Annotated in this window: 15 protein-coding genes; 12 read left to right on the forward strand and 3 right to left on the reverse strand. The window is 40.4% G+C overall.

Annotated elements, in window-relative coordinates; genetic code table 11:
- Positions 1-33 precede the first annotated feature (33 nt).
- The 7 genes from QM923_RS05315 to groL all read left to right on the forward strand — a co-directional run bounded on the left by QM923_RS05315 (position 34) and on the right by groL (position 5,164).
- Positions 34-471: a PTS sugar transporter subunit IIA gene (locus QM923_RS05315; protein ID WP_414291134.1), complete on the forward strand. Its 438-nt coding sequence runs from the start codon at positions 34-36 to the stop codon at positions 469-471.
- Positions 472-485: 14 nt separating this feature from the next.
- A complete protein-coding gene (locus QM923_RS05320) occupies positions 486-980 on the forward strand; it encodes a PTS system mannose/fructose/N-acetylgalactosamine-transporter subunit IIB (RefSeq protein ID WP_000261775.1) in 495 nt (164 codons plus the stop codon).
- A 52-nt stretch (positions 981-1,032) separates the two neighbouring features.
- Entirely contained in the window at positions 1,033-1,875 is an 843-nt protein-coding gene (locus tag QM923_RS05325) for a PTS mannose/fructose/sorbose/N-acetylgalactosamine transporter subunit IIC (RefSeq protein WP_000156207.1), read from the forward strand.
- On the forward strand, positions 1,859-2,713 hold the full coding sequence (locus QM923_RS05330) for a PTS system mannose/fructose/sorbose family transporter subunit IID (protein ID WP_029689583.1): 855 nt from the start codon (positions 1,859-1,861) through the stop codon (positions 2,711-2,713). Before QM923_RS05325 ends, QM923_RS05330 begins: the two co-directional genes overlap by 17 nt.
- Before the next feature lie 101 nt (positions 2,714-2,814).
- Complete coding sequence (locus QM923_RS05335) at positions 2,815-3,108, forward strand: hypothetical protein (protein ID WP_016466771.1); 294 nt, start codon at positions 2,815-2,817, stop codon at positions 3,106-3,108.
- 136 nt (positions 3,109-3,244) lie between these two features.
- On the forward strand, positions 3,245-3,529 hold the full coding sequence (groES, locus tag QM923_RS05340; RefSeq protein ID WP_414291135.1) for a co-chaperone GroES: 285 nt from the start codon (positions 3,245-3,247) through the stop codon (positions 3,527-3,529).
- A gap of 15 nt (positions 3,530-3,544) precedes the next feature.
- Complete coding sequence (gene groL / locus QM923_RS05345) at positions 3,545-5,164, forward strand: chaperonin GroEL (protein ID WP_414291136.1); 1,620 nt, start codon at positions 3,545-3,547, stop codon at positions 5,162-5,164.
- Positions 5,165-5,261: 97 nt separating this feature from the next.
- On the opposite strand, the gene serS is transcribed toward groL, so the two are convergent.
- The 3 genes from serS to QM923_RS05360 form a co-directional block, all read right to left on the reverse strand.
- Positions 5,262-6,536, reverse strand: coding sequence for a serine--tRNA ligase (gene serS / locus QM923_RS05350; RefSeq protein ID WP_414291137.1), 1,275 nt, complete (start codon positions 6,534-6,536; stop codon positions 5,262-5,264).
- 213 nt (positions 6,537-6,749) lie between these two features.
- On the reverse strand, positions 6,750-7,121 hold the full coding sequence (locus QM923_RS05355) for a DUF956 family protein (protein ID WP_414291138.1): 372 nt from the start codon (positions 7,119-7,121) through the stop codon (positions 6,750-6,752).
- Between the two features lie 2 nt (positions 7,122-7,123).
- Positions 7,124-8,488 carry an aspartate kinase gene (locus tag QM923_RS05360; protein ID WP_414291139.1) on the reverse strand — a complete coding sequence of 455 codons (1,365 nt, stop codon included), beginning with the start codon at positions 8,486-8,488 and terminating at the stop codon, positions 7,124-7,126.
- 159 nt (positions 8,489-8,647) lie between these two features.
- Between QM923_RS05360 and QM923_RS05365 the strand changes: the two genes are divergently transcribed.
- From QM923_RS05365 to QM923_RS05385, 5 genes are all read left to right on the forward strand, one after another.
- On the forward strand, positions 8,648-9,208 hold the full coding sequence (locus QM923_RS05365; protein WP_414256208.1) for a hypothetical protein: 561 nt from the start codon (positions 8,648-8,650) through the stop codon (positions 9,206-9,208).
- A gap of 109 nt (positions 9,209-9,317) precedes the next feature.
- Positions 9,318-10,103 (forward strand): enoyl-CoA hydratase, encoded by a 786-nt coding sequence (locus QM923_RS05370; RefSeq protein ID WP_006147933.1) that lies wholly within the window; start codon positions 9,318-9,320, stop codon positions 10,101-10,103.
- 91 nt (positions 10,104-10,194) lie between these two features.
- Entirely contained in the window at positions 10,195-10,629 is a 435-nt protein-coding gene (gene fabT / locus QM923_RS05375) for a fatty acid biosynthesis transcriptional regulator FabT (protein WP_414291140.1), read from the forward strand.
- On the forward strand, positions 10,629-11,603 hold the full coding sequence (locus tag QM923_RS05380; RefSeq protein ID WP_414291141.1) for a beta-ketoacyl-ACP synthase III: 975 nt from the start codon (positions 10,629-10,631) through the stop codon (positions 11,601-11,603). The genes fabT and QM923_RS05380 overlap by 1 nt, the downstream gene beginning before the upstream one ends.
- Before the next feature lie 58 nt (positions 11,604-11,661).
- Complete coding sequence (locus QM923_RS05385) at positions 11,662-11,886, forward strand: acyl carrier protein (protein ID WP_000257840.1); 225 nt, start codon at positions 11,662-11,664, stop codon at positions 11,884-11,886.
- Positions 11,887-11,994: the final 108 nt, after the last annotated feature.

The raw sequence follows: 11,994 nt of genomic DNA on the forward strand, positions 1-11,994 counted from the left end.
TACAATAGAGTCAAATAAAGGAGGCGTAGCAAAATGAAATACCTCATTTTAGTCAGTCATGGTGGATTGGCAGAAGGGCTAAAAACATCGCTAGCTATGTTTGCTGGTGACAAGATGAATCAGGTCATCGCAGTTGGACTTAAAGAAGGAAAATCCGTTGATGACTTTGCAGTTGATTTTAGAGAGAGCATTTCAGAATTGACAGCAGATGATTCTGTGCTGGTCTTGGCAGATATTGTAGGTGGTAGTCCATTAACCACGGCAGCCACTGTCCTAGAAGAAGCTGGAAAGCTAGATGGAACTTTGATCCTTGGTGGGATGAACCTCACCATGGCCTTGACAGCAGTTGTGATGAAGGATGTGTTGGATGGAGACGATTTGTCAGCAACTATCTTATCAGAAGCACAATCTGCACTACAGCCTTTTGAAGTTTCAGCCACTAGTGCTGAAGAAGATGATGACGATATTTAATAGGGAGGTACCTTATGGTAGTAACATTTGTACGGATTGATGACCGCATGATTCACGGTCAAACAGTCACACGCTGGGCAAAGGAAAAACCATGTGATGGTTTGATTGCCGTAAACGATGCAGCAGCATCAAACAAGGTTTTAATTCAAGCATACAAGGGTGCGTCAGACAAGAAAACCTTTGTATGGACAAAGGAAGCCTTTAAAGAAAAATCAGCAAAAGTAACGGAATCTGACAGTCGGTACTTCTTGATTACCAAAAACCCAATTGATATGAAGGAAATTTTGGTGGATCAAGGTTTTGTCCCAGGAGATGTTAAAGAAATCATTGTTGGCCCTGCAAATGATCGACCTGGTGCAGTGAAATTGGGTAATAACCAATCCATCACACAGGAAGAAGCAGAAGCCTTCCAAGCCATTCAAGCAGCAGGATATAAGGTGAAATTCCAGTTGTTGCCTGATGTTTCGATCGGTTATTGGGATGATTTCAAATCAAAATTTGGTTTTTAAAACTAACAGTTCAACTGTTAAATAAATTTACAAACAAAAAGGAGCGTTTGTTATGACAATTTCATGGATTCAAGCAATCTTGCTTGCTGTTTTCGCCAGCTTGTCTTCAATGCCTGGTATGGGAGGTTCCAGTATCGGGAACTATACACTCGGTCGTCCCTTGATCGGTGGGTTGATTTCAGGTTTAATTCTTGGAGATGTGACAACCGGTATTATGGTCGGGGTTGCCCTTCAAGTCGTTTATATCGCCTTGGTAACACCTGGTGGAACCGTATCTGCCGATGTTCGTGCCATCTCTTATATCGGTGTTCCTCTTGCTATCTTGTTTGTGCATGCAAATCACATCACAGATGAAGCTGGAATTGCAGCAGCTGCAGCCCCAATCGGTGCGGCCGTTGGAACAATCGGTACAGTTCTTTTCTACGGAACAGCTACCATGAACTTGCTTTGGCAACACATTGGTTGGAAAGCCGTTGAAGAAGGAAACTTCAAAAAACTCTACGCAGTTGACTGGGTTTACCCATGGATCTCTCACTTCCTCTTCTCTTTCCTTCCAACTATGATTATCACTAAATATGGTGAAAACATGGTTGATTTGATGAAACTTTACCTTCCTATGGATGGTTTCTGGATGAAAGCTCTCTTTACAGTCGGAGCTCTTCTCCCATGTGTCGGTATTGCTATCTTGTTGAAACAAATTGTTACAAAAGCAACTGACTTCATTCCATTCTTTGTTGGATTTACCTTGGCTAAATCTCTCGGCTTGAACTTAGTAGCTAGTGCGGTTGTTTCATTGATCTTTGCAGTAATCTACTATGAACTTGAAGTAATCAAATCTATGAAAGCTGTTCCAGCTGGGGCTGTTTACGTAGACGATGATGAGGAGGATATTTAAAATGGCTGATAGAAAGAAAATTTCAAAGAAAACATTAGCAAAAGCATTTCATCATTGGTATTATGGTCATTTGACTTGTTTCTCTCAAGAACACATGCAAACCTTTGGGTACTTGACTTCTATGCTTCCAATCGTAGAAGAAATGTATGATACAAAAGAAGAACAAAAAGATGCTATGCAAACCTATACTGCCTTCTTCAATACTGAACCACAACTTGGATCTCTTGTTGTAGGGATTACAGCTGGTTTGGAAGAAGCACGTGCAAATGGAGATGCAGTAGATGGTGAAACCATCAATGGGATGCGTGCCGGTTTAATGGGACCAATCGCTGGTATTGGTGACTCTTTGATCGTTGGTACCTTGATTCCAGTTCTTTTGGGGATTGCACTTGGTCTTTCAAAAGGTGGTAACGTCGCTGGTGCTATCTTCTACATCGTCGTGTGGAATTTCCTAGTCTACTTTGGTATGCGCTTTGCCTTCTTTAAAGGGTATCAATTAGGGGATAAAGCCGTTGAATTCCTAGTAGGACCAAAAGGACAAGCTCTTCGTAAAGCGATCAGCGTTGTTGGTGGTATGGTTATTGGTGCCGTAGCAGCGACTTGGGTCTCTGTTACAACAGCACTCGAATTCAAAAATGCTAACGGAGAAGCCTTCCTTAAAATTCAAGAAAAGATTGATGGTGTTTATCCAGGTCTCTTGACAGCAACCTTCATCACTATTTGCTGGTGGTTGATGTCTAAGAAAAAAGTATCACCAAACAAAGTCATGTTAATTCTAGTTGTTGTTGCCTTAATTGGTGTTGCTCTAGGTATCTTTGACCCACATCTTAATTACTAAGGTCAAGAGACCCCAATATTTACTAGTAAAAATTTTGAGAATGAAGTAGACTAATCTCCTTCTCTTACACTTCATTCTCAATTTTTATCAGGAGGATTTTCATGGTTACAAAACAAGAACTTGTTAATGGATATGAAATAGAAATTAAGTATCAACGCCACATGCTTGAAAATTTGGGTCGTTGGTTCAGTTTGCTCTTTATCACTGCTAGTATTGGTGTGGTATTGATTTATCTTTTTCATAAAACCTTCCTCCCACTCTTAATTTTCGGAATTTTACTTGCCTTGATTGGAATATTAGGAATGGTGGTTTTTGGATATGGTATCTATCGCGGGCGGATCAATCTCCAAAAGGTTATCGATGATTTCAATCAAAAATTGACGATTCTCAATTAATATTAAAGGAACATCTCTTTCACTTTAGAGGTGTTTTTTTCTTGACTATTTCTGACTAAGTGATACAATAGAACTATGGTTTAGCACTCATAGATAAAGAGTGCTAATAATATGATTGTCTTATGGAGGAAAGCAGATGTTGAAACCATTAGGAGACCGTGTGGTCTTGAAAATTGAAGAAAAAGAACAAACTGTCGGAGGCTTTGTCCTGGCAGGATCAGCCCAAGAAAAAACAAAAACAGCTAAAGTTGTAGCTACTGGGGAAGGTTTTCGCACCTTGAGTGGTGAACTAGTTGCTCCAAGTGTAAAAGCTGGAGATCAAGTTTTAGTTGAAGCTAATGCAGGTATTGATGTCAAAGATGGGGATGAAAAATATATCATCGTAGGTGAAGCTAACATCTTGGCAATTATTGAAGAATAGAAGGAGAAAGTAAGTATGGCAAAAGACATTAAATTTTCATCTGATGCACGTTCAGCTATGGTTCGTGGCGTTGATATTCTAGCAGATACTGTTAAAGTAACTTTGGGACCTAAAGGTCGTAACGTTGTGCTTGAAAAATCATTTGGTTCTCCATTGATTACCAACGACGGTGTAACAATCGCCAAAGAAATCGAATTGGAAGACCATTTTGAAAATATGGGTGCCAAATTGGTATCAGAAGTAGCTTCTAAAACTAATGATATTGCTGGTGACGGAACAACTACTGCAACTGTCTTGACTCAGGCTATCGTTCGTGAAGGAATTAAAAACGTAACTGCTGGCGCAAATCCAATTGGTATTCGCCGTGGGATTGAAACTGCGGTCGCTGCAGCCGTTGAAGCCTTGAAGAACAATGCTATTCCAGTAGCCAATAAAGAAGCTATCGCTCAGGTCGCTGCAGTATCATCTCGTTCTGAAAAAGTTGGTGAATACATCTCTGAAGCCATGGAAAAAGTTGGTAAAGATGGAGTTATCACTATTGAAGAATCACGTGGTATGGAAACCGAGCTTGAAGTGGTTGAGGGAATGCAATTTGACCGTGGTTATCTATCACAGTACATGGTGACAGATAATGAAAAAATGGTTGCAGACCTTGAAAATCCATACATTTTAATCACAGACAAGAAGATTTCAAACATCCAAGAAATCTTGCCACTTCTAGAAAGTATTCTTCAAAGCAGTCGTCCGCTCTTGATTATTGCAGATGATGTTGATGGTGAAGCTTTGCCAACTCTTGTTTTGAACAAGATTCGTGGAACTTTCAACGTAGTTGCTGTTAAGGCACCAGGATTTGGTGACCGACGTAAAGCTATGCTTGAAGATATCGCAATCTTGACAGGTGGAACTGTTATCACAGAAGATCTTGGTCTTGAGTTAAAAGATGCTACTATCGAAGCTTTAGGTCAAGCAGCTAAAGTGTCTGTAGATAAAGATAGCACAGTCATTGTTGAAGGTGCAGGAAATCCTGAAGCGATTGCTAACCGTGTAGCTGTCATCAAGTCTCAAATCGAAACAACAACTTCAGAATTCGACCGTGAAAAACTCCAAGAACGCTTGGCCAAGTTATCAGGTGGAGTAGCAGTTATCAAGGTCGGTGCTGCAACTGAAACTGAATTGAAAGAAATGAAACTCCGCATCGAAGATGCCCTTAATGCTACCCGTGCAGCAGTGGAAGAAGGTATTGTTGCAGGTGGTGGTACTGCCTTAGTGAATGTCATTCCAGCTGTTGAAGCTTTAGAATTGACAGGTGATGAAGCAACAGGACGTAGCATTGTTCTTCGTGCCTTGGAAGAACCAGTTCGCCAAATTGCCTACAATGCAGGCTATGAAGGTTCAATCGTTATCGATCGTTTGAAAAATGCAGAAGCTGGTACAGGCTTTAACGCTGCAACAGGTGAATGGGTCAACATGATTGAAGCAGGTATTATCGATCCTGTTAAGGTTAGCCGTTCAGCCCTTCAAAACGCAGCTTCAGTTGCAAGTCTTATCTTGACAACAGAAGCCGTTGTGGCCAACAAACCAGAACCTGTAGCACCAGCTCCAGCTATGGATCCATCTATGATGGGTGGTTACTAATAAATAAAAACAGGTAGAAATCATGATTTCTACCTGTTTCTTTTGAATCACTTAAAAAGAGGGAGCTCAGCTTCATCTTTTTTTTTATCTGAAATTGTTATGGTTTGATAACTTCAGCTCCACCCATGTATGGACGAAGGACTTCAGGAATAGTAACAGAACCATCTTCGTTTTGATAGTTTTCAAGAATAGCAGCAACGGTACGTCCAACAGCAAGTCCAGAACCGTTCAAGGTGTGGAGAAGTTTAACCTTACCATCTGCTTCGTCACGATAACGGATTTGGGCACGACGTGCTTGGAAATCTTCTGTATTTGAACAGCTTGAGATTTCACGGTAGGTATTTTGTGCTGGGATCCAAACTTCCAAGTCGTAAGTCTTAGCAGCTGAGAAGCCCATATCTCCTGTAGAAAGAGCAACTACACGGTATGGCAAGTTGAGTTTTTGAAGGATGTTTTCAGCGTTAGCTGTCATCTTTTCTAGTTCTTCGTATGATTCTTCAGGTTTAGCAAATTTCACCATTTCTACCTTGTGGAATTGGTGCAAACGAATCAAGCCACGAGTATCGCGACCAGCAGAACCAGCTTCAGAACGGAATGATGGACTCATAGCAGTAAAGTAGATTGGCAAGTCTTTTCCGTCAAGAATTTCATCACGGTAGTAGTTAGTCAAAGGTACTTCAGCTGTAGGAATAAGGACATAGTTTGTGTCTTTCAATTCAAACGTATCTTCCTTGAATTTTGGATATTGGCCAGTACCAAACATAGAATCATGGTTAACCATGTAAGGGGTGATGACTTCAGTATAACCTTCCTTACCATGCTCATCTAGCATAAAGTTGTAGATGGCACGTTCCAAGCGAGCTCCGAGGCCTTTATAGAAGAGGAAACGAGCTCCAGTGACTTTTCCACCACGTTTCCAGTCAAGAATACCAAGGTCTTCTCCGAGATCCCAGTGGGCTTTTGGTTCAAAGTCAAACTCACGAGGAGTTCCCCAACGGCGAACTTCTACGTTATCATCTTCGTCTGCCCCAATAGGAACACTGTCAGCTGGGATGTTTGGAAGAGTAGTGGTAAATTCTGTCAATTTAGCATCGATTTCAGCTAATTCTGCATCGAGTGCTTTGACTTCGGCAGATAGGGTTTGCATGGCAGCAATCTTATCATCGGCATTTTCCTTGTTGCGCTTAGCTTGAGCAATTTCAGCAGAAACCGTGTTACGCTCTGCCTTGAGGGTTTCAACCTTAACCAAGATGTCACGACGTTTAGCATCGATTTCTTTCATCTCGTTCAAGATAGCAGCATCTACACCACGTGTAGCCAATTTTTCTGCGACAGCATCAAAGTCTGTACGAATACGTTTGATATCTAGCATATAAACTCCTTTATGAAAAAAGCACACCTGACAAAGCGTTGGAGTGGCAGAGCCACGGTTCCATCCAACTTCACAGGTGTGCACTTGATTCTGTATTTGATTTAAAACAACGGTAGAATTTCACCTATCTCTCCTATCTGCTCGCAGCATCCGCAGACTTTCTGGAAGAAGAGGATAACCTACTTATCCGTTTCTATGATTATACTAAACTTTCTATTTTTTTGCAAATAGATTTTTGATTTTACGACCGATGATTTGGAGTAAGGTTGGAAGCTTCACAACCTTTTCATTTCCGATTTTTTCCCGAGCAATTTTGAGGATAGCTCCAGAATCTTTTGAGGCAAAGAGGAATTTTCCTTGGTCTGTAAAAACTTCAAAATGACGACTAACCTTACGGCCTGAAACATTGGCTCCGATTTGATTAACGCTAGACCATGGGATTTGGATATAATCCTCAATATTGCGATCCGAGTAAAACTCCAAGGCTTGGTCTCCTACCAGAAATTTTCCAACTTTTCCTTGTATAGAGAGGTAAGAAGTTCCAGTAGTTTGTAAGTCAACGACTTTATTGAGAGATTGTGCCATGTTTAGTCTTCCTTACTTTCACCGAAAAATGCTTGGTAGAGAGCCTTAAGAGCCGCTTTTTCTTGGTCTTTGTGGACAACGAACATGATAGAAACTTCACTAGAACCTTGTGACATCATTTGAATGTTGATATTGTTTTCAGATAAGGCACGAGTGGCTGTAGCAGTTACCCCGATATGGCGCTTCATTTTTTCGCCAACAATCATTATGATAGACAGGTCATGTTCGATTTCAGCATGGTCAACTTCAGCTTTTTGAACAAGTTGACGGAGGATTTCTTCCTCTTTGATTGGTGTAAGCTCGCGCTCACGAAGGATGATAGAAAGGTCATCGATACCTGTAGGCATGTGTTCCCAACCAATATTCAGGTCTTCTAGAATTTGAAGTACTTTACGACCAAAACCAACTTCGCGGTTCATGAGGTACTTGGACATATTGATGCTGACAAAACCAGAATCACCAGCAATCCCTACTACTGGGAATTCATCACTGCTGTGTTTCAGAACGATGCGAGTACCTGGATGGTCAGGATTATTGGTATTTTTGATAACAAGAGGGATTTTACCACGGTAGGCCGGGAGAAGGGCTTCATCGTGAAGGACAGAAAAACCTGCATAGGCTAACTCACGCATCTCACGGTAGGTTAATTCTGGAATCGAGTGTGGTTGGTGGATGATACCAGGATGGGCAGCAAAGATTCCATCGACATCAGTAAAGTTTTCATAGAGGTCAGCCTTAACACCTGCGGCGATGATAGAACCAGTAATATCTGATCCACCACGAGAGAAGGTACAGATTTGATTCTCTTTAGTCACACCGAAGAATCCCGGAATAACCAGAACTTCCGTTCCATTATTGAGCTCTTCGATTTTATCATAACTTGAAGGAATGATGCGAGCATTTCCAGGTTCGCTTGTAACAACAATACCAGCCTCTCGTGGATGAACATAGCGAGATTCTAATCCATTTTGGTTAAAGTAAGCTGCAATGAGTTTAGCGTTGTTATTTTCCCCTGCAGCAAGGAAGGTATCGTAAAGAAATTCATTGTTTTCAATTGGAAGGGTAGCGAGAGTTCGGATACTTTTAGAGATTCGTTCTAAAACAGCTGGTTTAAGTCCTAGTTCGCTAACCATTGCAGCGTAACGATCGATAATCCAATTTTGACTAGCACTGATATCATTTCCTGCTACATAATCACGATAATATTTAATCAAAGCATCCGTAACCTTGGTATCTTTAGCATCGCGCTTTCCTGGTGCAGATACAACTACAAAACGACGTTCAGGGTCACTTTTTACAATGTTTAAAACCTTTTTCAATTGGCTTGCAGAGGCGAGTGAACTTCCCCCAAATTTTACAACCTTCATAAAAACTCCTAAAGTAAGTATTTTATACGATTATAGCAGAAAGAGGGGCTTTTTTCAATCTGGAAAATATCCTATACAATTGTTTGAAAGTCTCATCAGGAAAGCTTATAATAAAGATGTAGGAGGAAAGACTCTTCTAATGAAAGGAGTTGGGGGAAGATGATTAAAAGAGTGGTTTGTTTAATCTTACTAGTCCTTACCTTCGTGATGATTCCTACAAATATCGGAGCAAGGTCTCATCCTCTTCCCAGTGGTCGTTTGACCGGAGAAGAATTAGCGATGGAGTATGCGCAGGAGCGTCAGATTTCAGTTGAGAGGGCTAAAATTATCTTATCTATCGGCTTGTCAGATAGTAAGGCAAGGACCTATCGAATTCTCTCTGAAAAGCTTATCGTCAATCCTAACTATGAAGCTAGAGTCAAGTTTTATTGTCGAACAGATGAAAGTGGACAATATAGAGGAATCACGAAACTCTTAGCTACAAGTCTGGTTAACAAGGACGGAGACAAGGAAGCTCCTTTTACAGGCAATCTTTTTGCCTACCTTGAAGATCCAAATCGTATTTTTTACATGGTTTCAGGAGAATTCTACTATAAAGGATCCAACCAAGAACAGCTCTATCAGAGAGAAGGAGGGCGAATGCTTGAAGTGATTTATGATTTCATGGATGATACAAGTACTGGTTTTCCTGTATTTTTAGAGACCAAACTAAGGTTTTAAAATCGGCCGAGACACTTTCGGTCGATTTTTCTCTTGTCTTATAAACAAGAAAAAGATATACTTTGAAGATAAAATAATTTAATCAGCTTTTTAAATTAAAGGAGTGACTATGAATCATATTATCTTTCAAATTCAAGACGATTTAGCGGTGATTACTTTAAATCGTCCCGAGGTGGCAAATGGTTTCCATATTCCTATGTGTGAAGAAATTTTAGAAGCACTGGAATTAGCTGAAAAAGACGATTCTGTTTCATTTATTCTCATCAATGCTGCTGGTAAGGTGTTTTCTGTCGGTGGCGATTTAGTTGAAATGAAACGTGCTGTTGATGAGGATGATATTGCTTCCTTAACTCGAATTGCTGAATTGGTTAATACAATTTCTTATAAGATTAAACAGATTCCTAAACCTGTTATCATGGAGGTGGATGGAGCAGTTGCTGGAGCCGCAGCCAATATGGCCTTAGCAGTTGATTTCTGTATTGCATCTGACAAGTCTAAATTTATCCAGGCTTTTGTAGGTGTAGGGTTGGCTCCTGACGCGGGTGGCTTATTCTTGCTGACAAGATCGCTCGGTGCAACTAGAGCAACTCAATTAGCTATGACTGGAGAAGCTTTCACCGCTGAAAAGGCAATGGAGGCAGGAGCTCTATACCGTCTATGTACGAGTGAACAATTAGAAAAAACAAGAGAACAATTGTTGAAGAAGTTGAGACGTGGTTCTTCAAATTCCTATGCTGCGATTAAGAAACTTGTTTGGGAAAGTGAGTTCAAGCAGTGGCATGAATATGCTCAACTTGAATTGGAACTACAAAAATCACTATCCTATACGGAAGATTTTAAAGAAGGTGTTCGTGCACATTCTGAAAGAAGACGTCCAAAATTTGTTGGGAAATAAAAAATACTTGCACTATTCTTTGAAGTTTGATATACTTTTCTAGTCAAATGTTTTGAACATTAAACTTTTTTTGGTAAAGGAGGGAAGAGAAATGAACTACCAACAAGTCAATGACTATTTAACATCAATTTTTAACAACGTCCTAGTGATCGAGGAAGTAAGTTTGCGAGGTAGTCGTTTCAAGGATATCTCCATCAAAGAAATGCATACGATTGATGTTATCGGTAAGTATCCAGAAGTGACTCCTAGTCAAGTTTCCAAAGAGTTGATGGTAACACTAGGGACTGTGACAACGAGCTTAAACAATCTGGAGCGAAAAGGATACATCGAACGGATTCGTTCAGATCAGGATCGTCGTGTAGTACATCTTCATTTGACAAAGAAAGGTCGTCTCGTTCACCGTCTCCATAACCGTTTCCATAAGGCCATGGTCGAAAGAATTATCGAAGGAATGAGCCCTGAGGAAATGGATGTTATGGGTAGAGGGTTGACTAATCTTTATCACTTTTTGGAGGATTTGAAGTAATGGCTTTTGCAAAAATAAGCCAGGTCGCTCATTATGCTCCAGAGCAGATTATCACTAACGAAGACTTGGCTCAGGTCATGGATACGAGTGATGAATGGATCTCAAGTCGGACAGGGATTAAAGAACGCCATATTTCCAAGACAGAATCAACAGGAGATTTGGCTACAGAGGTTGCAAGACAACTTCTAGAGAAGGCAGGGATTTCTGCTGAAGAGTTAGATTTCATCATTATAGCGACGATGACACCTGACTCGATGATGCCTTCTACAGCAGCACGTGTTCAGGCAAAAATTGGCGCTCATAAAGCTTTTGCCTATGATTTAACAGCTGCTTGTAGTGGATTTGTTTTTGCCCTATCAACTGCAGAAAAGTTCATTTCTTCAGGAACATATCGCAAAGGTCTTGTTATCGGTAGTGAGACCATGTCAAAATCTTTGGATTGGTCTGACCGCTCAACAGCTGTCTTGTTCGGAGATGGAGCTGGTGGTGTACTACTTGAAGCGAGTGACCAAAAACATTTCTTAGCTGAAAGTCTCAATAGCGATGGTTCTCGTGGGGAGTGTCTCACTTATGGACAGACAGGATTGATTTCACCATTTTCTATTCAAGAAGAACCAGATGTTTTCTTGAAAATGGATGGGAGAGCAGTTTTTGACTTTGCAATTCGAGACGTGGCTAAATCTATTAAACAGACCATCGAAAAAAGTCCAATATCAGCAGATGAACTCGATTATCTCTTTCTTCATCAAGCTAATATTCGAATCTTGGATAAGATGGCTAGAAAAATCGGTGTCGATCGTGACAAGCTTCCTGCTAATATGATGAAGTATGGAAATACTAGTGCGGCAAGTATCCCGATTTTACTTTCTGAGTGTGTAGAAGAAGGGCTCATCCATTTGGATGGTAGCCAAAAAATTCTCTTGTCAGGTTTCGGTGGAGGTTTGACATGGGGCACACTTATTGTTACAATTTAGGTAATCATGTGGTGATCACATTGTTATAAAAAAACTATTTATTTTAAAGGAGTCAATCATGGCAGTATTTGAAAAAGTACAAGAAATTATCGTTGAAGAACTTGGAAAAGATGCATCAGAAGTAACACTTGAATCTACTTTTGATGATTTGGATGCAGATTCATTGGATTTGTTCCAAGTAATCTCAGAAATCGAAGACGCTTTTGATATCCAAATCGAAGCTGAAGACAACTTGAAAACAGTTGGCGACTTGGTTGCTTACGTTGAAGAACAAACTAAATAATTAGAATAAATAAAGAAGGAGTAGGGGAGACCCGCTCCCTCTTGTTTAGGTAATAGTTTGACCGTCAAATTATAATAAAGTCGAACTATTACGTAAGCAAGACTTATG

It is taken from the genome of Streptococcus infantis (assembly GCF_047463275.1).
In the GTDB taxonomy this organism is placed as follows: Bacteria; Bacillota; Bacilli; order Lactobacillales; family Streptococcaceae; genus Streptococcus; species Streptococcus infantis_AF.